At 73.7% G+C, this 25,410-nt stretch carries 21 protein-coding genes and 2 pseudogenes; 12 read left to right on the plus strand and 11 right to left on the minus strand.

Annotation, left to right across the window (positions count from 1 at the left end; all coding sequences use genetic code 11):
* Positions 1-39: 39 nt before the first annotated feature.
* Positions 40-408 (minus strand): holo-ACP synthase, encoded by a 369-nt coding sequence (locus tag ACFYPS_RS26690; RefSeq protein ID WP_354964746.1) that lies wholly within the window; start codon positions 406-408, stop codon positions 40-42.
* Between the two features lie 172 nt (positions 409-580).
* Here ACFYPS_RS26690 and ACFYPS_RS26695 point away from each other — a divergent pair, with 172 nt between their 5' ends.
* Entirely contained in the window at positions 581-877 is a 297-nt protein-coding gene (locus tag ACFYPS_RS26695) for a hypothetical protein (protein ID WP_354964747.1), read from the plus strand.
* Entirely contained in the window at positions 874-2,553 is a 1,680-nt protein-coding gene (locus ACFYPS_RS26700) for an alpha/beta hydrolase (RefSeq protein WP_354964748.1), read from the plus strand. Before ACFYPS_RS26695 ends, ACFYPS_RS26700 begins: the two co-directional genes overlap by 4 nt.
* A gap of 79 nt (positions 2,554-2,632) precedes the next feature.
* On the opposite strand, the gene glmS is transcribed toward ACFYPS_RS26700, so the two are convergent.
* Complete coding sequence (glmS, locus tag ACFYPS_RS26705; RefSeq protein ID WP_354964749.1) at positions 2,633-4,546, minus strand: glutamine--fructose-6-phosphate transaminase (isomerizing); 1,914 nt, start codon at positions 4,544-4,546, stop codon at positions 2,633-2,635.
* 623 nt (positions 4,547-5,169) lie between these two features.
* Here glmS and ACFYPS_RS26710 point away from each other — a divergent pair.
* On the plus strand, positions 5,170-5,754 hold the full coding sequence (locus tag ACFYPS_RS26710; protein WP_354964750.1) for an MmpS family transport accessory protein: 585 nt from the start codon (positions 5,170-5,172) through the stop codon (positions 5,752-5,754).
* 148 nt (positions 5,755-5,902) lie between these two features.
* Positions 5,903-7,090 (plus strand): pyridoxal phosphate-dependent aminotransferase, encoded by a 1,188-nt coding sequence (locus tag ACFYPS_RS26715; RefSeq protein ID WP_354964751.1) that lies wholly within the window; start codon positions 5,903-5,905, stop codon positions 7,088-7,090.
* Positions 7,091-7,099: 9 nt separating this feature from the next.
* Here the strand turns inward: ACFYPS_RS26715 and ACFYPS_RS26720 are convergent, their stop codons facing one another.
* Positions 7,100-7,750 carry a PadR family transcriptional regulator gene (locus ACFYPS_RS26720; protein WP_354964752.1) on the minus strand — a complete coding sequence of 217 codons (651 nt, stop codon included), beginning with the start codon at positions 7,748-7,750 and terminating at the stop codon, positions 7,100-7,102.
* 75 nt (positions 7,751-7,825) lie between these two features.
* Between ACFYPS_RS26720 and ACFYPS_RS26725 the strand changes: the two genes are divergently transcribed.
* Positions 7,826-10,654 carry an FtsX-like permease family protein gene (locus tag ACFYPS_RS26725; RefSeq protein WP_354964753.1) on the plus strand — a complete coding sequence of 943 codons (2,829 nt, stop codon included), beginning with the start codon at positions 7,826-7,828 and terminating at the stop codon, positions 10,652-10,654.
* A gap of 2 nt (positions 10,655-10,656) precedes the next feature.
* Positions 10,657-11,403, plus strand: coding sequence for an ABC transporter ATP-binding protein (locus ACFYPS_RS26730; RefSeq protein ID WP_387327815.1), 747 nt, complete (start codon positions 10,657-10,659; stop codon positions 11,401-11,403).
* Positions 11,404-11,421: 18 nt separating this feature from the next.
* Here the strand turns inward: ACFYPS_RS26730 and glmM are convergent, their stop codons facing one another.
* The 7 genes from glmM to ACFYPS_RS26765 all read right to left on the minus strand — a co-directional run bounded on the left by glmM (position 11,422) and on the right by ACFYPS_RS26765 (position 16,923).
* Positions 11,422-12,777, minus strand: coding sequence for a phosphoglucosamine mutase (glmM, locus tag ACFYPS_RS26735; protein ID WP_354964755.1), 1,356 nt, complete (start codon positions 12,775-12,777; stop codon positions 11,422-11,424).
* A gap of 117 nt (positions 12,778-12,894) precedes the next feature.
* Complete coding sequence (rpsI, locus tag ACFYPS_RS26740) at positions 12,895-13,368, minus strand: 30S ribosomal protein S9 (protein WP_053653862.1); 474 nt, start codon at positions 13,366-13,368, stop codon at positions 12,895-12,897.
* Between the two features lie 20 nt (positions 13,369-13,388).
* On the minus strand, positions 13,389-13,832 hold the full coding sequence (gene rplM / locus ACFYPS_RS26745; protein WP_074314528.1) for a 50S ribosomal protein L13: 444 nt from the start codon (positions 13,830-13,832) through the stop codon (positions 13,389-13,391).
* A gap of 210 nt (positions 13,833-14,042) precedes the next feature.
* On the minus strand, positions 14,043-15,416 hold the full coding sequence (locus tag ACFYPS_RS26750; protein WP_354964756.1) for a nitrate/nitrite transporter: 1,374 nt from the start codon (positions 15,414-15,416) through the stop codon (positions 14,043-14,045).
* A 158-nt stretch (positions 15,417-15,574) separates the two neighbouring features.
* Positions 15,575-15,868 carry a hypothetical protein gene (locus ACFYPS_RS26755; protein WP_354964757.1) on the minus strand — a complete coding sequence of 98 codons (294 nt, stop codon included), beginning with the start codon at positions 15,866-15,868 and terminating at the stop codon, positions 15,575-15,577.
* On the minus strand, positions 15,858-16,115 hold the full coding sequence (locus ACFYPS_RS26760; protein ID WP_354964758.1) for a DUF6364 family protein: 258 nt from the start codon (positions 16,113-16,115) through the stop codon (positions 15,858-15,860). Before ACFYPS_RS26760 ends, ACFYPS_RS26755 begins: the two co-directional genes overlap by 11 nt.
* 100 nt (positions 16,116-16,215) lie before the next feature.
* Complete coding sequence (locus ACFYPS_RS26765; protein WP_354964759.1) at positions 16,216-16,923, minus strand: methyltransferase domain-containing protein; 708 nt, start codon at positions 16,921-16,923, stop codon at positions 16,216-16,218.
* A gap of 159 nt (positions 16,924-17,082) precedes the next feature.
* On the opposite strand from ACFYPS_RS26765, the pseudogene ACFYPS_RS26770 reads away from it, so the two are divergent.
* The 6 genes and pseudogenes from ACFYPS_RS26770 to ACFYPS_RS26795 form a co-directional block, all read left to right on the plus strand.
* Positions 17,083-18,582 (plus strand): annotated as a pseudogene (locus tag ACFYPS_RS26770) (molybdopterin oxidoreductase family protein); the annotation flags it as partial.
* Positions 18,583-18,642: 60 nt separating this feature from the next.
* A pseudogene (locus tag ACFYPS_RS26775) lies at positions 18,643-19,224 on the plus strand (molybdopterin oxidoreductase family protein); the annotation flags it as partial.
* Entirely contained in the window at positions 19,221-20,657 is a 1,437-nt protein-coding gene (locus ACFYPS_RS26780) for an FAD-dependent oxidoreductase (protein WP_354964761.1), read from the plus strand. The pseudogene ACFYPS_RS26775 and the gene ACFYPS_RS26780, both read left to right, overlap by 4 nt.
* Positions 20,654-23,215: a nitrite reductase large subunit NirB gene (gene nirB, locus ACFYPS_RS26785; protein WP_387327820.1), complete on the plus strand. Its 2,562-nt coding sequence runs from the start codon at positions 20,654-20,656 to the stop codon at positions 23,213-23,215. The genes ACFYPS_RS26780 and nirB overlap by 4 nt, the downstream gene beginning before the upstream one ends.
* Positions 23,212-23,559, plus strand: coding sequence for a nitrite reductase small subunit NirD (gene nirD, locus ACFYPS_RS26790; protein WP_354964763.1), 348 nt, complete (start codon positions 23,212-23,214; stop codon positions 23,557-23,559). The genes nirB and nirD overlap by 4 nt, the downstream gene beginning before the upstream one ends.
* Positions 23,559-24,647 carry a uroporphyrinogen-III synthase gene (locus ACFYPS_RS26795; protein ID WP_354964764.1) on the plus strand — a complete coding sequence of 363 codons (1,089 nt, stop codon included), beginning with the start codon at positions 23,559-23,561 and terminating at the stop codon, positions 24,645-24,647. Before nirD ends, ACFYPS_RS26795 begins: the two co-directional genes overlap by 1 nt.
* Before the next feature lie 42 nt (positions 24,648-24,689).
* Here ACFYPS_RS26795 and ACFYPS_RS26800 read toward each other — a convergent pair whose 3' ends face one another.
* Positions 24,690-25,313 (minus strand): ATP/GTP-binding protein, encoded by a 624-nt coding sequence (locus tag ACFYPS_RS26800; RefSeq protein ID WP_354964765.1) that lies wholly within the window; start codon positions 25,311-25,313, stop codon positions 24,690-24,692.
* Positions 25,314-25,410: the final 97 nt, after the last annotated feature.

Here is a 25,410-nt window from a genome sequence, read left to right on the forward strand (position 1 = left end):
TCCGCTTGCGGGCGGCCGGAACGGCCCACCCGGCCGACGTCACCGTTCCGCGACCACCATCGCCGACGCGATCCCGCCGTCGTGCGACAGCGAGAGATGCCAGCGGTCGACCCCGCGCTCCACGGCCGCCGCCGCCACCGTGCCGGAGACCGTCAGCCAGGGACGGCCGTCCGGGTCGGACACGATCTCGCAGTCGTGCCAGCTCAGATTGGCCGGCGCGCCGAGCGCCTTGGCGACGGCCTCCTTGGCGGCGAAGCGGGCGGCGAGCGACTCCGGCGAGCGTGGATTGCCGGAGCGCGTGTACCGCTCGGCCTCGGTGAAGAGCCGGTCGGCGAGCAGCGGCGTCCGCGCCAGGGACCGGGCGAACCGGTCGACCAGGACGACGTCGATGCCGACCGCGACGATCACCAACCCACCCTACCGGCGTCGGAGGCCGCAGATTAGCCGTCGGCCAGGCGGTGGGCAACGCCTGTGGACAGGTCGGGGTACGGCCGCCAACGGCCGTCCACAGGGCACTTCGGGGTGTACGTGTCCCGCCTACCGTCGACACGTCGATGCCGATCGCACGCGGGGGTGTGGGATGACAGAGGAGCCGTTGACGGTCCGACCGGAGCTGTTGCGAGGGGTGGCCCGAGCGCTGGACGACGACGCGTACCGGCTGGCGCACGGGCTGGTCGGGGTGCCCGGGCTGGTGGTGTCCGCGCCCGACTGGCCGACCGGCGCGGCGCTGGTCGGGCTGGAGTCGGCGGTGCACGGGTGGCTGGGCCGACTCGGCGGCCTGGTGGCGGTGACCGGCGGAGCGGTCCGGACGGCGGTGGAGTCCTACCGGGCGGTGGACGACCGGGCCGCCCGCCGGCTCACCGCGCTACCCCGGTGACCGCGCCGACTCGCCCGCGTGCGGACGGCGGGCCGGCGGGGGCCCGGGGACGCGGCGCGGCGGATCGCGACGACCCGTCGGCGCCCGCGGTCGGCTACGCCCAGCTCTGGGCCGCCGATCCGGGGCCGTGGCAGGCCGCCGGAGCCGCGTGGGCCGGGCTGACCGCGCTGGTCGAGAGGCGGGCCGGCGAGCTGAGCACGGACGCGAGGGCGTTGCGCGTCGCCTGGTCGGGCCGGGCGGCGACGGCGGCCGACGGTCGGCTCGCGGGGCTGCGCGGCGAGCTGACCTCGATCGCACCCGCGCTGATCGAGGCCGATCAGGTGCTCGCCGAGTTCGCCGGTCGGCTCACGGTGGCGAAGGGCCGGCTGGCCGCGGCGGTGGCCCTGGCAGACGGAGCGGGGCTGCTGATCGACCGGGACGGGCGGGTAGGCGCGGATCCGGCCCGGTCGCGATCACCCGGTGAGCGGGACGGGCCGGCGGCCGCCCGGGTGGCGGCGGCGCTACGGGCGGCGCTGGAGCTGGCCGGGGCGGCGGACCGGGCCGCGACCGCCCGGCTGGGCGAACTCGTCACGGCGGCTCTCGACGGCTGGCAGGCACCGCCGCCGCCCGGCCGGCCCGCGCCGGGTGCCACCCCGGTCGACGTCCGGGCGTGGTGGGCGGGGCTGACCCCGGCGCAGCGCCGGTGGCTGGTGGGGCACGAGCCGACGCTCGTCGGGCGGCTCGACGGCCTGCCGGTGGCAGCCCGCGACCAGGCCAACCGGCTGCTGCTCGACGCCCGGCGGGAGGAGCTGGTCGCCGAGCGGCGGCGGCTGCTGTCCCGCGTCCCGCCCGGGCCGGTCGGCGCACTGCGGCTGCGCCGGGTCGACGCGCGCCTGGCCGGGCTGGAGGCGCTCGCCGACCGGCTGGGCGAGCCGCGAGCCCCGCGGGCCTACCTGCTCCGGCTGGACCCGGCCGGCGAGGGACGGGTGGTGGTCTCGCTCGGCGACCCGGACCAGGCCGACCGGGTGGTGACCTACGTGCCGGGGATGACCGCCGGCCTCGACGACGCGCCGGGCGAACTGGCCCGGGTGGCGCGTGTGCAGGGCCGGTGCGCCACGCTCGACCCGGGCGAGCAGACCGCCGGGGTGCTCTGGCTGGACTACGACGCCCCGGACTTCCTGCACGAGGCGGCCACGGCCGGCCAGGCGCGGGACGCCGGTCCGGCGTTGCACCGCTTCCAGGAGGGGCTGCGGGCCAGCCACGAGGGGCCGCCGGCCCGGCAGACCGTGCTCGGGCACAGCTACGGGTCGCTGGTGGTGGGCATGGCCGCCCGGGACCACGGGCTGGCCGCCGACGCGCTGGTCTTCGTCGGCTCACCGGGGGTCGGCGCCGCGCAGGCCGCCGAGTTGGGCGTGCCGCCCGGGCAGGTCTGGGCGAGCAGCGCCCCGGACGACGTGATCCGGCTGACCCGGCCCCCGGCCGACCTGGCCCGGCAGGTGCTGCTCGGCACGTCACCGCTGGCGGCCGCGCTCAACCTGGCCGGGCAGGGCGAGCACGAGCTGTGGTTCGGCCGGGATCCGGCCGGAGCGGGCTTCGGTGGGCGCACCTTCCCCAGCGGGCGGCACGGTCACGTGGGCTACTGGGATCCGGCCAACCCGGCGCTGGACGGCATGGCCCGCATCGTCCTGGGCCGCTGACGGGCCAGGTCAGGCACGACGGAGGCCCCGGTCGCCGCGTGGTGCGACGTCCGGGGCCCGGGTCGGTGGTCAGGCTCGGTTACTCGACGGTGACGGACTTGGCCAGGTTGCGGGGCTGGTCCACGTCGTGCCCCCGGGCCGCGGCGATCTCGGCGGCGAGCACCTGGAGCGGCACGGTGGTGACCAGCGGGGCGAGCAGGGTCGGCGTACGCGGCACGTAGATCAGGTGATCGGCGTACCGGACGACGGCCTCGTCGCCCTCCTCCGCGATCACGATGGTCCGGGCGCCGCGCGCCCGCACCTCCTGGATGTTGGAGACGACCTTGTCGTGCAGCATGCCCCGGCCGACCGGCGAGGGCACCACGCAGATCACCGGCGTGCCCTTGTCGATCAGGGCGATCGGGCCGTGCTTCAGCTCGCCGGCGGCGAAGCCCTCGGCGTGCATGTACGCCAGCTCCTTGAGCTTGAGCGCGCCCTCCAGGGCCACCGGGTAGCCGACGTGCCGGCCGATGAACAGCACGGTGGGCTCGGACTTCAGCTCCCGGGCCAGCTCGCGCACGGGCTCGATCCGGTCCAGCAGCTCGCGCAGCTTGCCGGGCATCTCCTGCAACTGCGCGACCACCGCGCCCACCTCGTCGGCGAACTTGATCCCGCGTACCTGGGCCAGGTGCAGGCCGATCAGGTAGCACGCGACGAGCTGGGTGAGGAACGCCTTCGTGGAGGCGACGGCGATCTCCGGCCCGCCGTGGGTGTAGAGCACCGCGTCGGACTCGCGGGGAATGGTCGAGCCGTTCGTATTGCAGATCGCCAGCACCCGGGCCTTCTGCTCCTTGGCGTGGCGCAGCGCCATCAGGGTGTCCATCGTCTCGCCGGACTGCGAGATCACCACGATCAGCGTGGACCGGTCGAGCACCGGGTCGCGGTACCGGAACTCGCTGGCCAGTTCCACCTCGCACGGGATCCGCGTCCAGTGCTCGATGGCGTACTTGGCGACCAGGCCGGAGTGGTACGCCGTGCCGCAGGCCACGATGAAGATCTTGTCGACGTCGCGCAGGTCCTGGTCGCTGAGGCGGACCTCGTCGAGGGCGATCTCACCGGTCTCGGTGAGCCGGCCGAGCAGCGTGTCGGCGATGGCCTGCGGCTGCTCCTCGATCTCCTTGAGCATGAACCAGTCGTAGCCGCCCTTCTCCGCGGCCGACGAGTCCCAGTCGATGTGGAAGTCCTTGCCGGTGGCGGGCTGGCCCTCGAAGTCGGTGATCTCGATGCTGTCGCCGGTGATCAGGACGATCTGGTCCTGGCCCAGCTCCACCGCGTCCCGCGTGTGCTCGATGAACGCGGCCACGTCACTGGCCAGGTAGTTCTCCCCGTCGCCCCGGCCGACGACGAGCGGCGAGTTGCGCCGGGCGCCGACGACCGCGCCGGGCACCGCGGCGTCCACCGCGAGCAGGGTGAAGGCGCCCTCCAGCCGCTGGCAGACCACCCGCATGCCGGCGGCGAGCAGCTGCGGGCTGTCGGGCTGGCCGGCGGCGCGCAGGTCGGCCAGCGCGGCGGAGAGCAGGTGGGCGGCGCACTCGGTGTCGGTGTCGCTGGTGAACTGGACGCCGTCGGCCTCAAGCTCGGCGCGCAGCTTGGCGAAGTTTTCGATGATGCCGTTGTGGATCACCGCGACCCGGCCGTCGGGGGCGAGGTGCGGGTGGGCGTTGCGGTCGGTCGGGCCGCCGTGGGTGGCCCAGCGGGTGTGCCCGATGCCGGTGGTGCCGTCACCGATGCCGATCGGGCTGGCCGCGCAGGAGGTCGGGTCGTCGGCGGCCCGCTCGGAGAGCACCTTCTCCAGGTTGGCCAGCTTGCCGGCCTTCTTCTCGATCAGCAGCTGGTCGTCGCAGACGATGGCGACGCCCGCCGAGTCGTAGCCGCGGTATTCCAGCCGCCGCAGCCCGTCCAGCACGATGCCGAGTGCGGGGCGTGCGCCCGCGTAACCCACGATTCCACACATGGCCCGCAGCCTAACCCAGTTTCGCTCACGATGGTTGCTCGAAAGTCGGCTAAACAATCACTGAATCTGAGCGATCGGTGGCTGGTGGGTAACAACGGGACGAGCCACCCCGGTCCGCTCGGGGCGTGCCCGGCGCGACGGGGTTGCGAGGCTTTCCCGGGTACGAAAGTCTCTCGGCGGGTGCGGCGGGTCCTCTCCGCGGCTCGCTCGACCCATACCCACTCCCGCCCGGAGCAGCCATGTCCGACGCGCCCCCGCCCGACCCGTCCCCGACGCCGCCCTCGGATCCGTCTCCCGGCGGCTCGGCGGCACCGGAACCATCGGCCGCCCCGGGTGGCGGCCTCCCACCGGACCCCACCGCACCGCACTCGTGGACCCCGTCGGCACCGCTGCCAGCGCCGGACCCACTGGCTCCGGGGCAACCATGGGCGCCACCGTCACCGTGGACGCCAACCTCACCGACCCCGTCGTGGGCACCGCCCCCGCCCACCCCGCCATGGACGCCCGATCCGTCCGCCGCGCCGTGGACGCCCGCACCCCCCACCCCGCCATGGACGTCCACGCCGCAGCCGCCCGCGGACTGGCCGCCGAGCGCCGGCCAGCCGACACCCCAGGGATGGCCGGTGCCGGGCTATCCGCCGCCCTACACCCACCCCGGGCACCCACCGGCCAGCAGCGCCTCCACGGGCACCGGTCGGGTCGTCGGGATCGTGATCGCGATCGTCGTGACGCTGGTGCTGGCCGTCTGCGGCTGCGCCTGCGGGGCCGGCCTGCTGCTCGAAGCGTCCACCCCGGATCCGATCGCCGGAGAGCCGTACGTCGTTCCCGACGACGGCCGGACCACGCCCACGGCCGAGCCGCCCACCGCCGGACCAACGGCCGTCGCGCCCACCCCCACCAAGAAGCCGATCACACGCCCCACCTCCGGGCCGGCCCCGGTGACGGTGGTCTACGAGGTCACCGGAGCGGGCGAGGCCGACATCTCGTACTACGACGCCGAGAGCGACCTCATCCACGTCGACGACGTGAAGCTGCCGTGGCGCACCACCATCCGAACCAACGGCCGGAGCCGGGTGATGGTGGAAGCCACCTGGCCCGACATCGAATATCAAGGACCTCTCGACTGCACGGTCACGGTCACCGGCACCGGCAAGCCGGTCGTCGACAAGACCCGCGGTTACTGGCGGACCACCTGCACGGCGGAGTGAGGCTCTCGCTTGATCGACACGGGATCAGCGATACCGCGGTATCGGGATGCCGCTGACACCCCGATATCAACGATCTCGAGTCGATCATGTTTCGAAACGGATTGTTGAGGCTGGGGTTCGGCCCGCGGGTGCCCGTAGGCTGGCGCAGGTGACGACGAGCACCGATGTCGACCCGCTGGTGGCCCGGATGCGGCCGTTCGGCACGACGATCTTCGCCGAGATGTCCGCCCTCGCCGTACGGACCGGGGCGGTCAACCTCGGCCAGGGCTTCCCGGACACCGACGGCCCACCGGAGATGCTGGCCGCCGCGGCCGAGGCGCTGCGCGGCGGGCAGAACCAGTACCCGCCCGGGCCGGGGATCCCCGCCCTGCGCGCGGCGGTCGCGGCCCACCAGCGGCGGTTCCACAACCTGGCGTACGACCCGGACGGCGAGATCGTGATCACCGCGGGCGCGACCGAGGCGATCGCGGCCAGCATCCTCGCCTTGTGCGAGCCGGGCGACGAGGTGGTCTGCTTCGAGCCGTACTACGACTCGTACGCCGCCTCGATCGCGCTGGCCGGCGCGGTCCGGCGGCCGGTCACCCTGCGCCCCGCGGCCGATGGTCGGTACGCCTTCGACCCGGCCGAGCTGCGCGCGGCGTTCGGCCCACGCACCCGGTTGGTGCTGCTCAACTCGCCGCACAACCCCACCGGCAAGGTCTTCACCCGGGCCGAGCTGGCACTGGTCGCGGAGCTGTGCCAGGAGTACGGCGCGTACGCGGTCACCGACGAGGTGTACGAGCACCTGGTCTTCACCGACGCGTCGAGCCCGCACGTGCCGCTGGCCAGCCTGCCCGGGATGCGGGAGCGGACTTTGCGCATCTCCTCGGCCGGCAAGACGTTCTCGTGCACCGGCTGGAAGGTCGGGTGGGTGAGTGGTCCGGCGGCGCTCGTCTCGGCGGTGCTGCGGGTGAAGCAGTTCCTCACCTTCGTCAACGCCGCCCCGCTGCAACCCGCGGTCGCCGTGGCGCTGGCCCTGCCCGACGACTACTACACCGGCTTCCGGGACGGGCTCCAGCAGCGCCGTGACCAGCTCGTCGGCGGCCTCACCGACGCCGGGTTCGAGGTGCTGGTGCCGGAGGGCACGTACTTCGTCACCGCGGACGTCACCGCCCTCGGCGGTCGGGACGGGGTGGAGTTCTGCCGTTCGCTGCCGGAGCGCTGCGGCGTGGTGGCCGTGCCCACCCAGGTCTTCTACGACGACCAGGAGGCCGGCCGGCGGCTGGTCCGGTTCGCCTTCTGCAAGCGCCCGGAGGTGCTGACCGAGGCGGTCACCCGGCTGCGCGGGCTGCACTGACCGGTGGGGTCAGCCGGCCGCGCGGGCCGGTCCGGCGTCGTCCGCCTGCGGGGGCGGCGAGGCGTCGACGGCGGACGCCGTGATCTCCGACGGTGTGACCGCCAGGGTGGCGAGCAGCGCGCCGCTGTCGGCCAGCAGCACCGCCTCGGCATCATCGACGAAGGCGAGGTCGGCCTCAACGTGCCGGCTCGCCGCGGCGAGCAGCAGCCCGACCACCGGGTCGCCGGCCCTGCGGCGCAGCCCGTCGAGGTTGCGCAGCTCGCGGAGCAGGTGCCCGCGTTGGTTGCTCAGCACGGTGCGGACGGTGTGCGCGGAACCCGATCGGGCGGCAGCGGTGACCTTGAGGAAGAAGTCGTCCCGGAAGCCGCCACTGCGCGGGCTCGGCTCGTTGAGCCATCGGTCGAGTTCGGCCCGGCCATCGGGAGTGATCTGGTAGACCACCCGGTCGGGTTTGACCTGCTGGGCCTGCCGCTCGGCGACCACCAGGCTGTCCCGGGAGAGCCGGTCGAGGATCTGGTAGAGGTGGCCGATGTTGAGCGGCCCCCACTGTGGACCCGTGGCGGCCTCGAAGGCGCCTTTCAGCTCGTAGCCGTAGCTCGGGCCGCGTGCGAGCAGTGCCAGGACCGCGTGCTGGATCGCCACCGTCTCCTCCGATTCCACTGGCCGACCGGACCAGGTCTTGCATTGTGACAATGTAACGCGCAGAGTGTGAGGTGGCACACGGGGAGGCGCGACATGCTGGGGTTCATCTGGGGGCAGCTACGCGGCCGTGCTGGGCGGTCGGTGGCGCTGCTGGCGGGGGTGCTGGTGGCGACCACCGGCTTCGTCGTCCTGACCGGCGCCACCACCACCTCCCGCCTCGACGTCACCGGCGCGGTGGAGCGCAACACCCGAGCCGCCTACGACATCCTGGTCCGGCCCAAGGGGGCGCGCACACCGCTCGAGGCCGAACGCGGGCTGGTCCGCCCAAACTACCTCTCCGGCCTCTTCGGCGGCATCACCCCCGCGCAGTACGAGCAGGTGAAGGGGCTCGCCGGCATCGACGTCGCCGCGCCGATCGCCATGCTGGGCTATTCGACCTCGACGGTGCCGGTCCGATTCGACGTGACCAGCGCGGTCGACCCCTCGCTGGAGCAGCAGGTCATCCGGCTCAACCCCACCTTCACCGCCGAGCGAGGGCTCTCCACCGCCCCCAGCAGCCCGCGCTACGTGTACGTGACCAAGCGCCCGCTGCTCTACCCCGAGTGGGGCGGCGACGTGAACGATTCGTCGTCTCCGTACTCGGACGGCAAGACGTACAAGTACGACGACTATTGCGGGCAGGTCCCACGGGAGGTGTTCCCCGGTGGACGCAGCGAACCGATCTGCGACCCGCGCCTGACCGTGCGGACGGCGAACGGTGGGCTGACCTCCGAACGGGAGGACTGGAGCGTCGACACCGTCCGGCTCCTGCCCGACGGGCGCTTCGAGGCGAACCGCTGGTTCCCCGGCCGCGCCGAACGCGTCGTCACCGACCAACTGGTGGTCACCTACCGGGTGACGGTGCCGTTCCTGCTGGCGGCGGTCGACCCCGACGCGGAGCAGCGCCTCGTCGGCCTGGACGACGCGGTGACCGAGGGTCGCTCGCTCCGGCTCGACGACACGGCCACCGAGACCTCTCCCGGGCCCAATGTGACCGAGCGGTCGGTCCCGGTGTTGAGCACCAGCCGTCCCTACCTCGACGTCACCGTGCGGTCCGCCCTCACCCGGCTGCCGCAGGCGCGACCCGCGGGGCTGCCGATCGACGAGCTGGAGCGGACGCTGGGCAGCGCCACCGGGCTCGGGGTCGGGACCGAGGAGTACGCGCTGACCGACGGGTACCGCGACCTGCTCGCCGAGGGGATCTCCAAGACCGGCTGCTGCACGGGTGATTTACAGACGATCATTCAGGCGGGCGCACCGGAGTACGAGCGGCTCCCCGACGGCACTCTCCGCGCTGTCGTGCGACCACCGTTCGATCACGCGCTCTACGGCGGCGAGAACGATCTCAACTTCCGCTCCCGTCCGTGGCTGGCCGACGACAACGGCTTCCGCCCGGTGACTGCGCTTCCTCAGCCGCCGTCGGGCGCGCACCTCCAGGTCCGGCTCTGGCGGACCGTCGGCATCTTCGATCCGGAGAAGGTGAGCGGGTTCAGCGACCTGTCCCGGGTGCCACTGGAGACCTACGAGCCGCCACGCACCGACGGCGCCGACGAACGCAGCCGCCAGGCGCTGGGCGGTCGGCCGCTGGAGCCGAGCGGAAACCCGGCGGGCTACCTCTCCTCGCCGCCGCTGATGCTCACCAGCCTGACTGCGGTGCCGAAGCTGCTGGCGGACGACGCCACCCCCACCCGAACAGCGCCGATCAGCGCGATCCGGGTCCGGGTCGCCGGCGTCGACGGCTACACCGACCGGTCCGCCGAGCGGGTCCGGCTCATCGCCGAGCGGATCGCCGACACGACCGGGCTGGACGTCGATCTCACCTTCGGCTCGTCTCCCGCCCCGCAGACCGTGGAGCTGCCGGCGGGCTCGTTCGGCCGGCCCGAGCTGCGGCTCACCGAGCCGTGGTCCGCCCTCGGGGTGGCGTCGGTCATCACCAAGGCCGTCGACCGCAAGAGCCTCGTGCTGTTCGGGCTGGTGCTGGTGGTCTGCGGGCTGTTCCTCGGCAACGCCGTGTCCGCCGCCGTCCGGGACCGGCGCCGCGAGCTGGCGGTGCTCGCCTGCCTGGGCTGGTCAGCCCGTCGGATCGCGGCGCTGGTCCTCGGCGAGGTGGCCGCGCTGGGGCTGGCCGCCGGCCTGCTCGCCCTGGGGTTGGCGTTCCCCCTGGCCGCCGCGCTGGACATCGGGATCGGTTGGCGTCAGGCGGTGCTCGCCGTACCGGTGGCTCTGCTGCTGGCGCTGGTGGCGGGCCTGGTCCCGGCGCTGCGGGCCGCGGGCGCCCACCCGGCCGCCGCCCTGCGACCGCTGGTGGCCCCGGCCCGCTGGGTACGTCGGCCCCGCGGCCTGTTCGGGCTGGCGCTGTCCAATGTGGTCCGCACGCCCGGGCGCACCCTGCTCGGGGCGGGCGCGCTGGCCATCGGGCTGGCCGCGCTCACCCTGGTCAGCGCCGCCGCCTACGCCTTCCGCGGCGCGATCGTCGGCAGCCTGCTCGGTGACACCGTCTCGCTGAACGTGCGGGGCGCGGACACCCTGGCCGCGGTCGTCACCGTCCTGCTCGGCGCGGGCGCCGTCGCCGACGTGCTGTACCTGAACGTCCGGGACCGCGCCGCGGAGTTGTCCACCCTGCGCGCGGTCGGCTGGACGGACGCCGCGCTGGGCCGCCTCGTGGGCTACGAAGGGCTCCTCATCGGCGCGCTCGGGGCGGTGGCCGGCGCCGGGCTGGGGCTCGCCGGGGCCGCCTGGTTGGTCGGTGGCCTGCCGAGCGCCCTGGTCCTGGTCGCCGCCGCGGTGGCGCTCGTCGGGGTGCTGGTCACCTGTCTCGCGGCGCTCGTGCCGGCCGCGTTGCTGCGCCGGCTCCCGACCGCACGGCTACTCGCAGAGGAGTGACGATGGAGGCAACGACGGGCAGCACGGTCCGGACCCTCGGGCTGACCCGGCAGTTCCGCACCGGAGCCGAGCGGCTGACCGCGGTCGACGACGTCTCGCTGGAGATCACGGCCGGGTCGGTCGTGGCACTGACCGGTCCCAGCGGCTCCGGCAAGTCGACCCTGCTGCACCTGATCGGCGCCATCGAGCAGGCCGACAGCGGCACCATCACGGTCGACGACGTGGAGATCACGGCGCTGCGCCGCACCGCGCTGGCCCGGTACCGGCAGCGGGTGGGGTTCGTCTTCCAGCGCTACCGCCTGCTGCCCGCGTTGACCGTGCTGGACAACGTGATCACCCCGGTGCTGCCGCAACGCGGCCGGGCCGACCACGCGACCCGGGCCCGTGAGCTGCTCGACGCGGTCGGCCTCGCGGGACGGGAGCGGGCGATGCCGGCGCAGCTGTCCGGTGGCGAGCAGCAGCGGGTCGCCATCGCTCGGGCGCTGATGGGCGCGCCCGGGCTGCTGCTGGCCGACGAGCCCACCGGCAACCTCGACTCGACCACCAGCGCCCAGATCCTCGACCTGCTGCTCGACCTGCGGGAGCGGCACGGCATGACGATCCTGCTGGCCACCCACGAACGGTCGATCGCGGCCCGCTGCGACCGGTTGGTCCGGCTCGGTGACGGCAGCATGGTCGAGGACCTCGACCTCACCGACGGCGAGGACCCCGCCGACACGTACGAGCGGGCGGCTCAACTGCGGTGGTGAGGCCGCCGGGTGGCGGCCTCAGCCGACCGGGCTGGCGGTGCGGACCTGCTCCGCGATCCGCTCGGCGACGGAGCGGGCGGTCTGCTCGGTGGCCGCCTCGACCATCACCCGGACCAGCAGCTCGGTGCCCGACGGGCGCAGCAGCACCCGACCGGTCTCGCCCAGCTCCGCCTCGGCCCGCTCGACCTCGGCGCGTACGGCCGGCGCGGCGGCGCCGACGGTGCGGTCGCCGACCGGCACGTTGATCAGCACCTGGGGCAGCTTGGTGACGACCGAGGCCAACTCGGCCAGGGATCGGCCGGTGTCCGCCATCCGGGCCATCAGGTGCAGGCCGGTGAGCACTCCGTCGCCGGTGGTGGCGTGCGCGGGCATGACGATGTGGCCGCTCTGCTCACCGCCGAGCGCCAGCCCGGAGGCGCGCAGCTCCTCCAGCACGTACCGGTCGCCGACCTTCGTCTCGATGAGCCGGATGCCCTCGGCGGACATCGCCAGCCGCAGCCCGAGGTTGCTCATCACGGTGGCCACCAGGGTGTCCTGGGTGAGCGTGCCGGCGTCCCGCATGGCGAGCGCGAGGATGGCCATCACCTGGTCGCCGTCGACCTCGTCGCCGTCGGCGGTGACCGCCACGCAGCGGTCGGCGTCGCCGTCGTGGGCGATGCCCAGGTGGGCGCCGTGCTCGACGACGGCCTCTCGCAGCGCCTCGATGTGGTTCGAGCCGCAGTCGTCGTTGATGTTCAGCCCGTCCGGCTCGGCGTGGATCGCCACGACCTCCGCGCCGGCCTCCCGGTAGGCGACCGGGGCGACCTCGGCGGCGGCGCCGTTGGCGCAGTCGACCACGACCTTGATCCCGTCGAGCCGGTGCGGCACGGTGCCGACCAGGTGCTGGACGTAGTGGTCGGCGCCGTCGAGCAGGTCGTGCACCCGGCCGACACCGGCGCCGATCGGCCGGTCCCAGGCGGTGGTGGCGTTCGTCTCGACGGCCGCCTCGATCTGCATCTCGATCTCGTCGGGCAGCTTGTGCCCGCCGGCGGCGAAGAGCTTGATGCCGTTGTCCGGCATCGGGTTGTGTGACGCGGAGAGCATCACCCCGAGGTCGGCCTTGGCCTCCGCGGTGAGGAACGCGACCGCCGGAGTGGGCAGCACGCCGACCCGCACCACGTTGGCGCCGGCGCTGGTCAGCCCGGCCACCACGGCCGCTTCCAGCATCTCGCCGCTGGCCCGGGTGTCCCGGCCGACCACGGCGAGCGGCGGATGGCTGCGGTCCGTCTCGGCGAGAGTGTGCGCGGCGGCCACCGCGAGCGCGAGCGCCAACTCCGGGGTGAGATCCGCGTTTGCCCGCCCGCGTACGCCGTCCGTGCCGAACAACCGACCCATACCCGCCAACTTCCGATGAGCACTGCCAATGAGGAGAAAGCGGAACGGCCGGCCCACCTCCCCGTTCGAGGGGAGGCGGACCGGCCGTCCGTCAGAAGTACAAGGCGCTGGCGAAGATCAGCGCTTCGAGTACTGGGGAGCCTTACGGGCCTTCTTGAGGCCGTACTTCTTGCTCTCCTTGACCCGGGCGTCCCGGGTGAGGAAGCCGGCCTTCTTCAGGGCCGGGCGGTCGTCCGGCTCGTTGATGATCAGCGCGCGGGCAATGCCCAGCCGGAGCGCACCGGCCTGCCCGGTGGTGCCGCCGCCACGCAGGTTGGCGATGACGTCGAACTGCTCGAGCTTCTCGGCGGTGACCAGCGGGTCCTTGATGAGCTGCTGGTGCACCTTGCTCGGGAAGTAGGCCTCGAGGTCCTGGCCGTTGCAGGTGATCTTGCCGGTGCCCGGGACGATACGGACCCGGACGATGGCCTCCTTGCGGCGGCCCACGGTCTGGATCGGCCGGTCACCACGAGGCGCGCGGGCGACGGGCGCCGGCGCCTCGGTGGCCTCGGGGGCTTCCGGGGCAACCTCGGTCTCGGTGATGTCGGTCATGCTGCTTCCTTCGCCCGCGCTCACTGCGCGATCTGCTTGATCTCGAACGGCACCGGCTGCTGCGCGAGGTGCGGGTGCTCGGCACCGGCGTAGACCTTCAGCTTCTTGATCAGCTGACGGCCGAGCTTGTTGTGCGGGAGCATCCCCTTCACGGCGAGCTCGATGGCCCGCTCGGGGCGCTTGGTCAGCAGCTCCTCGTAGCCGATCTGCTTCAGACCACCCGGGTAACCGGAGTGGCGGTAGGCGATCTTGGTCTGGCGCTTGTTGCCGGTCAGCGCAACCTTGCCCGCGTTCACGATGACGACAAAGTCGCCCGTGTCGACGTGCGGCGCGAAAGTCGGCTTGTGCTTACCACGCAGCAACGTGGCGGCGTGGGTGGCCAGGCGGCCCAGCACGACATCAGAGGCGTCGATGACGTGCCACTGACGCTCGATCTCACCCGGCTTCGGGCTGTACGTACGCACAGGTCTACCTTGTCTCGTCGTCGGTCTGGGGTCGCGCGCCGAGGTGACCAGATCTTGCAGGCCGGACCAGCGCGCACGAACGACCAAGCGTACCTGATAGGGCACGCCTCTGGATGTCGTACAACAGCAGGCAACGATACCCGGCGCCCCATCAGCAGGTCAAAACGGGGGTACGGTCGCGCGTGCCGACACGGCCCATCATGGCACAGCTCACACGCCGGCCAGTCGGGCCGCCCCCCGCCGACGGTAGACGAGCCAGGTCACCGCGACGCAGAACGCGTACCAGGTGATGAACGCGAGGTAGGCGGCGTCGGCCGTGCCGGTGGTGCGGAACGACTGGCGGAACGCGACGTTGACCAGCAGTCCGCCGGAGGCGCCCACGGCTCCCGCGATGCCGATCAGCGCGCCGGTCATCCGGCGGGCCCAGCGGGCGGCGGCCACCGGATCGCACCGGCCGTCGGCCACCGCGCCCGCCGCCCGGGCCCGGAAGATCGCCGGGATCATCTTGTACGTGGAGCCGTTGCCGACGCCGGAGAAGACGAACAGGGCGAGGAAACCCACCAGGTAGAGCACGAACGACCGCTCCCGGGCCGCGTACAGGACGGTTCCGGCGCCGGCCGCCATCGCCACGAAGTTCCAGAAGGTCACCCGGGCTCCGCCCAGCCGGTCGGCGAGGTGCCCGCCCAGCGGCCGGATCAGCGAGCCGACCAACGGGCCGAGGAAGGTCAGCCCGGCGGCGTCGACCGGGGTGGGGAAGCGTTCGGCGAACTGGAGCTGGAGCACCTGGCCGAAGGCGAAGCCGAACCCGATGAACGACCCGAAGGTGCCGACGTAGAGCACCGACATGATCCAGGTGTGCGGGTCGCGGGCCGCCTCGCGCAGCGCGCCGGGCTCGTTCCGGGCCCCGGGGACGGTGTCCAGCCACCGGGCTGCCGCCAGCGCGGCCAGCACGATCAGCGGTAGGTAGACCGCCGGCACCAGCCGGGGGTACGCGGCCCCGGCGGTGGCCAGCACCGTCAGCCCGACCAGTTGCACCGCGGGTACGCCCAGGTTGCCGCCACCGGCGTTGAGCCCGAGGGCCCGGCCCTTGAGCCGCTGCGGATAGAACAGGTTGATGTTCGCCATCGAGGAGGCGAAGTTGCCGCCGCCGACCCCGGTCAGACAGGCCAGCACCATCAGGGTCGGGTACGAGACGCCCGGCTCCAGCAGCACCGCCATCGGCACGGCGGGCACCAGCAGTAGCAGCGCGCTGACGATGGTCCACCGTCGTCCGCCGAAGCGGGCCACCGCCAGCGTGTACGGCAGCCTCAGCACCGCGCCCAGCGCGGCTGGCACCGCGGTGAGCAGGAACTTGCCGGCCGGGTCGATGCCGTACTCGGGGCCGAGGAAGAGCACGGTCACCGACCAGAGGCTCCACACCGAGAAGCCGACGTGCTCGGCGAAGATCGAGACCCAGAGGTTGCGCCGGGCGATCGGCGCGCCCGTCGTACGCCAGAAGTCGGGGTCCTCGGGCCGCCAGTCGGCGAGCTCGTGCCGGCGCCCGGCGGCGGCGGGTGGGGCGGTTGTGCTGGTGAGCGTGCTCACTGCGGCTCCTCCTCGTCGGTGTGACCAGGGGGAACGCTAGGAACGCCGGGTTACCGGGCAGTGCCCGTCGCGGGTCGGCGCGGAAACGAGGGCCGCACCGCAGGCCGGCGGCGACGGTGAGACCCGCCCGGCGACGGCCGGACGGGTAGCGGCGGTGGTCAGAGCTCCTGGAGGATGCGCAGCGCGCGGCCGACCCGGAGCATGGTGTCGGTGTCGGCGACATCCACGCATTCGGTGAACCACTTCTTCATCGGCGAGGAGAGCCGGTCGGGCATCACCACGTACCGGCCCATCGACACGGCGAGCGGGGAGTCCCGCAGCAGCGACTCCTCGACCACCTCGACGACGATCACGATGGGCACGTCGGTGGAGTTGTAGACGTCCGAGCTGATCACGAGTCCGAGGCGTTCCCGGGCGCCCTCGATGCGCCAGACCTCACCCCTACGCAGCACGCGGCCGGCCGCGGAAGAGCAGGTCGTCGACCATGCCCACCTCGCGCGCGTCGGCGAGGGCGGCGGATTCCAGATCCAGGCCAGCGCGGTTCACCGCGGCGGCGTGTGCGGTGAAGACCTCACGCAGCGCCTTCTCCCGGGCGGCCTGGTCCATCCACGCGGAGAGCGACAGGCCCTCGCGCTTGGCGAACCGTCGGGCCTCCTCGATCGTCTCGTCTGTGAACGACAGGGTCACCTTGGCAGTCATGCCGGTGAGACTACCCATCGGTATGACCGTCAGTCATCCTCGCGACCGGGCAGGTCACCATTGGCGTCGAAACGTACATTCCGGCGTTGGTCGGACCGCGTCAGCGCCCGGCGCCGGTCGCCCGACCGCCGAACACCGCGAAGCGCCATTCCTTGAAGTAGCAGTCGACATCGACCAGGCCGGCCTCGGTGAGCCACCGGCACTGGTCGGCGACGGTCGCCGGTCGGTCGTGCCGCATCCGCTCCCGGGCGGCGGCGATCTCCTCGGAGGGCGAGCCCAGCTCGGTGATCCGCTCGGTCCACACCTCGTCGTAGCGCCGGTCCAGAGTCGGGGTCGGGCCGGCCACCTGCTCGGCGTTGACGAACACCCCGCCGGGCACCAGCGCGGCGGCGGCCCGCCGGTAGAGGGCACGTTTGCCGGTGTCGGCCAGGTGGTGGATCGCCAGCGCGCTGACCACCGCGTCGTACCGGCCTGTCGGCAGCGGGTCGGCCAGGTCGGCCCGGACCGTCCGGTGCGGCACGGACCGGACGTGCAGCTGGTCGGCGGCGCGGGCGAGCATCGCCGGCGCGGCGTCCACCAGGGTCAGCCGCACCCCCGGTACCGCGGCGGCGAGCAGCAACGAGAGCAGGCCGGTGCCCGCGCCCAGGTCCAGCACCTCCGGGGTACGCCCGGCCGCCTGCGCGGCCCGCAGCGGGGGCGCGGCCACCTGCACCGCCGTGCCGTAGAAGGAGTCGAAGCAGGGGACCAACCGTCGGCGTGCCGCGTCGTAGCTGCCCGCCACCGCGTCGAAGGCGTCCGCCACGCTCATCGCGCCCTCCCAATTATCGAGACAGGTTTCTCATATTCTAGGCCGAGGGCGTCGCCCCGCCATCGCGTCCCCTGCCTCGGTGCGGTGTGAGCCCCACTTGACAGGACCGAAACAGAAGGGACCCGGACCGGAAACCGCCCGACGGCACGCTTTGCCGACATGACAGACGGTGCACGGTCGGCAACTCCACCGGGGTTCCCGCCCCGCGAGGTTGCCACGCACTGCCCGTACTGCGCGCTCCAGTGCGGCATGCTGCTGCGCGAGGAGCCCGACGGGGTGACGGTGCTCCCCCGGCAGTTCCCCACCAACCGGGGCGGGCTGTGCCAGAAGGGCTGGACCGCCGCCGAGCTGCTCGACCACCCCGAACGACTGACCACCCCGTTGCTGCGCGACCCGGCCAGCGGCGAGCTGCGCCCGGCCAGCTGGGACGCCGCGCTGAAACGGATCGTCACCGGCATCCGCGCCGTCCAGGCCGAGTCCGGCCGGGACGCGGTCGCCGTGTTCGGCGGCGGCGGACTGACCAACGAGAAGGCCTACGCGCTGGGGAAGTTCGCCCGGGTCGCGCTGCGCACCCGGCACATCGACTACAACGGACGGTTCTGCATGTCCTCGGCGGCTGCCGCCGGCCTACGTGCCTTCGGCGTCGACCGCGGGCTGCCGTTCCCCCTCGCCGACCTGGGCCGGGCCGACACGTTGCTGCTGGTCGGCGCCAACCCGGCGGAGACCATGCCGCCGCTGGTCCGCTGGCTGACCGAGCAGCGCCGCAACGGCGGCCGGCTGATCGTGGTCGACCCACGGGCCACCGCCACCGCACGCCAGGCCGACCTGCACCTGCAACCGCTGCCCGGCACCGACCTGGCGGTGGCCAACGCGCTGCTGCACATCGCGCTCACCGAGGGCTGGGTCGACCGGGCGTACGTCGGGGAGCGGACCACCGGCTTCGCGGCGGTCCGGCGCAGCGTGGCGGCCTGGTGGCCGGCCCGCGCGGAACAGCTCTCCGGCGTGCCGGTGGCCGACCTGGAGGCGACCGCCCGGGCTCTGGGCACCGCCGGACGGGCGATCATCCTCACCGCGCGCGGCGCCGAACAGCACGCCAAGGGCGTGGACACCGTCACCGCGTACGTCAACCTCGCACTCGCCCTCGGGCTACCCGGCCGCCCCGGCTCCGGGTACGGCTGCCTGACCGGCCAGGGCAACGGCCAGGGTGGACGGGAGCACGGGCAGAAGGCCGACCAGTTGCCCGGTTACCGGCGCATCGACGACCCGGCCGCACGGGAGCACGTCGCCGGGGTCTGGGGCGTACCGGCCGACGAGCTGCCCGGCCCGGGCGTGCCGGCGTACCAACTGCTCGACTCGCTCGGCACCCCGGGCGGGCCACGGGCGCTGCTGGTGCTCGGCTCCAACCCGGTGGTGTCCGCACCCCGGGCGGCCCACGTCGAACGCCGACTGCGGGAGCTCGATCTGCTGGTCGTGGCCGACCTGCTGCTGTCCGAGACGGCCGCGCTGGCCGACGTGGTGCTGCCCACCGCGCAGTGGGCCGAGGAGGACGGCACCATGACCAACCTGGAGGGCCGGGTGCTGCGCCGACGGGCGCTCCGCCCTCCCCCGCCGGGCGTCCGTACCGATCTGGCCATCCTCGCCGACCTGGCGGCCCGGTTGGCCGCCGCCGAGCCGACAGAGGTGCCGACCGGCGCCGCGGTGGCCCGGTTCCCGACCGACCCGGCCGCCGTCTTCGCGGAGCTGCGGCGGGCCTCCGCCGGTGGGCCGGCCGACTACGCCGGGATCAGCTGGTCCCGGATCGACGCCGCCGACGGTGTCTTCTGGCCCTGCCCCACCGAGGACGGGCCGGACACGCCACGACTCTTCACCGACCGGTTCGCCACCCCGGACGGGCGGGCCCGGTTCCATCCGGTGGACCACCGTCCCGCCGCCGAGCCGGTCTGCGACGAGTACCCGCTGCACTTCACCACCGGCCGGGTGCTCGCCCAGTACCAGTCCGGCACCCAGACCCGCCGGGTGGACGCGCTGCGTCTGGCCGCACCGGACGCCTTCGTCGAGCTGCACCCCGACCTGGCCGCCCGGCTCGGCATCGGCGACGGTGAGCCGGTACGGGTCACCTCCCGGCGGGGCGAGCTGCGGGCGCCGGCCCGGCTCAGCCCGACCATCCGGCCGGACACCGTCTTCGCGCCGTTCCACTGGCCGGGCCCCGCCCGGGCCAACTCGGTCACCAACGACGCGGTGGACCCGATCTCCGGCATGCCCGAGTTCAAGATCTGCGCCGTGCGGGTGGAGAGGGCATGACCGAGCGCGTGGTGGTCGTCGGCAACGGGATGGCGGGCGCACGGCTCGCCGCCGAGCTGCACGCCCGCGCCGGCGACCGGAAGGTCACCGTGCTCGGGGCGGAACCGCACCGGGCGTACAACCGGATCATGCTCTCCGCGCTGCTGGCCGGCCGGATCGGCGAGCAGGACGTGGAGCTGGCCGAGGCCGCCAGGCACAGCAGCGACCTGCGCACCGGCGTGCCGGTGACCGGCATCGACCGGGCCGGCCGGACGGTCCACACCGCCGACGGCGACCGGATCGGCTACGACCACCTGGTGCTGGCCACCGGAAGCCGGGCGATGGTGCCGCCGCTGCCCGGCCTGACCGGGGAGCTGCCGCGCCGGGTGGCGCCGTTCCGCACCCTGGACGACTGCCGGCGGATCCTCCGGGTGGCCGGCGGCGCGCGCAGCGCGCTGGTCCTGGGCGGCGGACTGCTCGGCCTGGAGGCCGCCCGCGGGCTGGCCACCCGGGGGCTGGCGACCACCGTGGTCCACCCCACCGGGCACCTGATGGAACGGCAGCTCGACCCGATGGCCGGCGGCGTGCTCGCCGACACGCTCACCGGCCTGGGCGTCACCATCCAGCTGGCCGTGCCGGCGACCGGCGTGGCCGCGGACTCGACCGGCGTCCGCCTCGACCTGGCCGACGGCCGGTCGCTCCACGCCGACCTGTTGGTGCTCTCCTGCGGGGTACGCCCCGACACCACGCTCGCCGCCGACGCCGGCCTGGACGTGCGTCGCGGCGTGGTCGTGGACGACCGGCTGCGCACCAGCGACCGGCGGATCTCCGCGATCGGCGACTGCGCCGAGCACGACGACACACTCACCGGGCTGGTCGCCCCCGCCTGGGCCCAGGCACGGGTGCTGGCCCAGGTGCTCAGCGGTGCCGAGCCGCTGGCCCGGTACCGGCCCCGGCCGGCGGTGACCCGGCTCAAGGCGGCCGGTGTCGACCTGGCCGCGATGGGCGACGCCACCGGCGGTGGTCCGGGTGAGGAACTGACCTTCAGCGACCCGACCCGGGGCACGTACGCCCGGCTGCGGATCCGCGACGAGCGGCTGACCGGCGCGATCCTGATCGGCGACAACCCGACGATCGGCACCGTGATCCAGCTCTTCGACCGGGGTCAGCCGGTCCCGGCCGACCGGCGGTCACTGCTGCTGGGCCGGGCCTCGGGCAGCGCCGGCGCGGCACCGGCCGCGTCCCCGGCGCTGATGCCGGACGCGGCCACGGTCTGCCAGTGCAACACCGTGACCAAGGGCGCCCTGGTGAGCTGCTGGCGCTCCGGCGCCCGGAGCGTCGACGCCGTGCTGGCGGCGACCCGGGCCGGAACCGGCTGCGGCGGCTGTCGGGACGCCGTCGCCGGCATCGTCGACTGGCTTTCCCAGGCGGACTCCGTGGAGGTGACACGATGAACGACGGCGATCTGGTCGTCATCGGCAACGGCATGGTCGGGCAGCGCTTCGTGGACGCGCTGCGGGCCCGCGACCCGCGCGGGCGCTGGCGGGTGACGGTGCTCGCCGAGGAGAGCCGACCCGCGTACGACCGGGTGCGACTCTCGGCCTTCTTCGACGGGGTGGACGCGGACGCGTTGAACCTGCACACCCCGCACGACGGGGTGCGGCTACGCCTGGGCGAGCCGGCCACCGCGATCGACCGCGAGCGGCGGGTGGTCAGCACGGCCACCGGCGAACACCGGTACGACGCGCTGGTGCTGGCCACCGGGTCGTACCCGTTCGTGCCGCCGGTGCCCGGCGCGGACCTGCCCGGGGTCTTCGTCTACCGCACCCTCGACGACCTGGTGGCGATCCGGACGTACGCGCGGGGCCGGCGGGCCGGCGCGGTGATCGGCGGCGGGCTGCTGGGGCTGGAGGCGGCGAACGCCCTGCGGCTGCTCGGCCTGAGCACCGACGTGGTCGAGTTCGCACCCCGGCTGATGCCGGTGCAGGTGGACCCGGCCGGCGGCGCGATGCTCCGCCGCTACGTCGAGGAGCTGGGCGTGCGGACCCACCTCGGGGTGGCCACCACCGCGATCCGGCCCGGTCCGGACGGCGCGGTCGCCGCGCTGGACCTCTCCGACGGCCGCACGGTGGAGGCCGAACTGGTGGTGGTGGCCGCCGGCATCCGGCCCCGGGACGAACTGGCCCGGGCCGCCGGCCTGCCGCTGGGTCCGCGCGGCGGGGTGCTGGTCGACGCGACCTGCCGCAGCGCCGACGAGCGGATCTGGGCGGTCGGCGAGTGCGCGGCGGTCGACGGCACCTGCCACGGGCTGGTCGCCCCGGGGTACGCCACGGCCGAGGTGGTGGTCGACCGGCTCCTCGGCGGTGCGGCGACCTTCCCGGGCGCGGACACCGCCACCAGGCTGAAACTGCTCGGCGTCGACGTGGCCTCGTTCGGCGACGCGCACGGCGTGACCCCGGGCTGCCTGGATGTCACGTTCACCGACCCGGCCACCCGGGTCTACGCCAAGCTGGTCCTCTCCGACGACGCGCGCACCCTGCTCGGTGGTGTGCTGGTCGGTGACGCCAGCGCGTACCCGACGCTGCGGGCCAGCGTCGGTGGCCCGTTGCCGGCCGCTCCGCTGGCGCTGCTCGCGCCGGACGGCGGCGCGGACGCCGGCGCGCTGCCCGCCGCCACCCAGGTCTGCTCCTGCAACGCGGTGACCCGGGGCGACGTGGACGCCGCCATCGCCGGTGGATGCGCGGACGTGTCGGCACTGAAGGCGTGCACCAGGGCCGGCACCAGCTGCGGCTCCTGCGTGCCGATGCTGAAGCAGCTCCTGGACGCGGCCGGCGTGGCGCAGTCCACCGCGCTCTGCGAGCACTTCGACGCCAGCCGGCGCGAGCTGTTCGAGATCGTCCGGGTACGCCGCATCCGCACCTTCTCCCGGCTGGTCGCCGAACACGGCCGGGGACGCGGCTGCGACATTTGCAAGCCCGTGGTGGCGTCGATCCTCGCCTCGCTGGGCGCGGGGCACGTGCTCGACGGCGAGCAGGCGTCGCTACAGGACACCAACGACCACTTCCTGGCCAACCTGCAACGCGACGGCAGTTACTCCGTCGTGCCGCGGATCCCCGGCGGGGAGATCACCCCGGAGAAGCTGATCGTCATCGGCGAGGTGGCCCGGGACTTCCGCCTCTACACGAAGATCACCGGTGGTCAGCGGATCGACCTGTTGGGAGCCCGGGTGGAGCAGCTGCCGCAGATCTGGCGGCGGCTGGTGGATGCCGGCTTCGAGTCCGGCCACGCGTACGGCAAGGCGCTGCGCACGGTGAAGTCCTGTGTCGGCGAGACCTGGTGCCGGTACGGGGTGCAGGACTCGGTGGGGCTCGCCGTCGCGCTGGAGCTGCGCTACCGGGGGCTACGCGCCCCGCACAAGATCAAGTCGGCGGTCTCCGGCTGCGCCCGGGAGTGCGCCGAGGCGCGCGGCAAGGACTTCGGCGTGATCGCCACCGAGACCGGCTGGAACCTGTACGTCGGCGGCAACGGCGGTTTCCGGCCCCGGCACGCCGACCTGTTCGCCTCCGACCTGTCCACCGAAGCGCTGATCTCGCTGATCGACAGGTTCCTGATGTATTACATCCGCACCGCCGAGCGGCTGCAACGCACCGCCGCCTGGATCGAGGCGATGGACGGCGGCCTCGACCATCTGCGGTCGGTCATCGTCGACGACTCGCTGGGGCTCTGCGCCGACCTCGACGCGGCGATGGCCCGGCACGTCGCGTCGTACTCCGACGAGTGGCGGGACGTGCTGAACGACCCGGAGCGGCTGCGCCGGTTCACCTCCTTCGTCAACGCGCCGGACGTACCCGACCCGTCGATCACCTTCGCGCTGGAGCGCGGCCAGCCGGTGCCGGCGGGCGGTGGTCCGCCGCCCGCCACCCCGGGCGACGACCGTCGGGAACGGGAACCGGCCGACACCGGCCGGCGGCGGCAGCCCGTGGCACTGGGCCTGCCGGAGGTACGGCGATGAGCGGGACCGCCACCCTGACCTGGACCCGGATCTGCCGGCTCGACCGGCTGGAGCCCGACCGCGGCGTCGCCGCCCTGGTCGACGGCGTGCAGGTGGCACTCTTCCGGACCACGGACGGGCTGTTCGCCATCGACAACCACGATCCGGTCACCGGCGCGTACGTGCTGTCCCGGGGCATCGTGGGCAGCCGCGGCGCGGCGCCGACGGTTGCCTCGCCGCTGCACAAGCAGGTGTACGACCTGCGCACCGGTCGCTGCCTCGACCTGCCCGGGGTGGCCGTGGCCCGGCACGACGTGCGCTGCCGGGACGGGCTGGTCGAGGTGCGGCTGCGACAGGAGGCCTGATGCGGGAGGAACTGGCCGGCTTCACCATCGGGGTGACCGCCGACCGGCGGCGCGACGAGTTGGCCGCGCTGCTCGAACGCCGAGGTGCCCGGGTGGTCCTCGCCCCGGCTCTGCGCATCGTGCCGCTGTCCGACGACACCAAGCTGCGCGAGGCGACCCGCGCCTGCCTGGACCGGCCGCCGGACATCCTGATGGCCAACACCGGCATCGGCATGCGCGGGTGGCTGGAGGCTGCCGAGGGCTGGGGGCTGGCCGAGCCACTGCGCTCGGTGCTCGCCAGGTCGTACGTGGTGGCCCGAGGCCCCAAGGCACGCGGCGCGATCCGCGCCGCCGGGCTGCACGACCAGTGGTCGCCCGCCTCGGAGAGCTGCGACGAGGTCGTCGACCACCTGCGGCGGCGCGGGGTGGCCGGGCAGGTGATCGCCATGCAGCTGCACGGCGAGCGGCAGCCGGACTGCACGCTCGCGCTGGAGGCCGCCGGGGCCACGGTGATCGAGGTGCCGGTCTACCGCTGGGCACCGCCGACCGACCCGGCGCCGCTGCACCGGCTGGTCGACCTGATCGCCGGCCGGCTGGTGGACGCGGTGACGTTCACCTCGGCACCGGCGGCCGAGGCGCTGCTGCGGACGGCCGGCGACCGTACCGACGCCGTGCTGTCCGCGTTCCGTGGCGACGTGCTGGCCAGCTGCGTCGGCGCGGTGACCGCCGAGCCGCTGCTACGGCTCGGGGTGCCGGTCAGCGCGCCGGGCCGGGCCCGGCTGGGCGCGCTGGTACGGACCATCGTCGACGAGCTGCCCCGCCGGACGACGACGTTCAAGGCCGGTGGGCACCTGCTCACCCTGCGCGGACACGCCGCGATGATCGACGGCGAGCTGCGCCCGCTCGCCCCCGCCCCGATGGCGGTGCTGCGTGCGCTGGCCCAGTCCCCCGGCCGGGTGCTGTCCCGTACCGCGCTCCTGCGAACCCTGCCCCGGGGCGCGGACGAGCACGCGGTGGAGATGGCCGTGGCCAGGCTCCGGGCCGGCCTGCACGCCCCCCGCGTGGTGCAGACCGTGGTCAAGCGCGGCTACCGGCTCCGGGTCGACTGACGCCTCGCGACCGGCCGGCGTGTGCCGGCCGGCCGCCCCGGGTCAGCCGACCGGCGTGGCGAATCCCCGGCCGTGCTCGGCCTCGAGCCGGAGCATGGCGTGCTCGACCACCGTCACCAGCACCTGCTTGACCGACTCCCGGTGCCGGGCGTCGGTCATCACCAGTGGCACCTGCGGCGAGATGGCCAGCGCCTCGCGGACCTCCTCCAGCTCGTACTGGGGAGCGTCGTCGAACCGGTTCAGCGCCACCACGTACGGCAGGTTGCGGTTCTCGAAGTAGTCCAGGGGCGCGAAGGCGTCCGTGATCCGGCGGGTGTCCACCAACACGGCCGCACCCACCGCACCCCGGATGATCTCGTCCCACATGAACCAGAACCGGGTCTGGCCGGGGGTGCCGAAGAGGTACAGAATCAGGTCCTGCGCCATGGTGATACGGCCGAAGTCCATGGCGACCGTGGTGGTCTCCTTGCCCGGCACCTTGGACGGATCGTCGATGCCGACACCGGCCGCGGTCATCACCGCCTCCGTCGTCAGCGGTGTGATCTCGGAGATCGACCCGACCAGCGTCGTCTTACCGACGCCGAAGCCGCCCGCGACGACGATCTTCGCGGAGACGATTCCCCGGCTCGGCCGTCCCCCGGCGGGGTCATAGCCTGCGAAGTCCACTTAGAGCGTCCGCCAGTAGGTCATCGGATGCGAGGGCTGCGGGGTCGGGTGTCCCACCGGTAGTGCTTCCACGCCCGCACGATGATGCTACGGATGG

It is taken from the genome of Micromonospora sp. NPDC005087 (genome assembly GCF_042872965.1).
Taxonomy (GTDB): Bacteria; Actinomycetota; Actinomycetes; order Mycobacteriales; family Micromonosporaceae; genus Micromonospora.

What these genes read in the sequence shown, in the direction of transcription:
- ACFYPS_RS26695 (WP_354964747.1), top strand. Translation starts at nt 581, where the DNA reads ATGACAGAGGAGCCGTTGACGGTCCGACCGGAGCTGTTGCGAGGGGTG.
- nirB (WP_387327820.1), top strand. Translation starts at nt 20,654, where the DNA reads ATGAACGACGGCGATCTGGTCGTCATCGGCAACGGCATGGTCGGGCAG.
- ACFYPS_RS26725 (WP_354964753.1), top strand. Translation starts at nt 7,826, where the DNA reads ATGCTGGGGTTCATCTGGGGGCAGCTACGCGGCCGTGCTGGGCGGTCG.
- glmM (WP_354964755.1), bottom strand. Translation starts at nt 12,777, where the DNA reads ATGGGTCGGTTGTTCGGCACGGACGGCGTACGCGGGCGGGCAAACGCG.
- nirD (WP_354964763.1), top strand. Translation starts at nt 23,212, where the DNA reads ATGAGCGGGACCGCCACCCTGACCTGGACCCGGATCTGCCGGCTCGAC.
- glmS (WP_354964749.1), bottom strand. Translation starts at nt 4,546, where the DNA reads ATGTGTGGAATCGTGGGTTACGCGGGCGCACGCCCCGCACTCGGCATC.
- ACFYPS_RS26760 (WP_354964758.1), bottom strand. Translation starts at nt 16,115, where the DNA reads ATGACTGCCAAGGTGACCCTGTCGTTCACAGACGAGACGATCGAGGAG.
- rpsI (WP_053653862.1), bottom strand. Translation starts at nt 13,368, where the DNA reads ATGACCGACATCACCGAGACCGAGGTTGCCCCGGAAGCCCCCGAGGCC.
- ACFYPS_RS26795 (WP_354964764.1), top strand. Translation starts at nt 23,559, where the DNA reads ATGCGGGAGGAACTGGCCGGCTTCACCATCGGGGTGACCGCCGACCGG.
- ACFYPS_RS26730 (WP_387327815.1), top strand. Translation starts at nt 10,657, where the DNA reads ATGGAGGCAACGACGGGCAGCACGGTCCGGACCCTCGGGCTGACCCGG.
- ACFYPS_RS26780 (WP_354964761.1), top strand. Translation starts at nt 19,221, where the DNA reads ATGACCGAGCGCGTGGTGGTCGTCGGCAACGGGATGGCGGGCGCACGG.
- ACFYPS_RS26765 (WP_354964759.1), bottom strand. Translation starts at nt 16,923, where the DNA reads ATGAGCGTGGCGGACGCCTTCGACGCGGTGGCGGGCAGCTACGACGCG.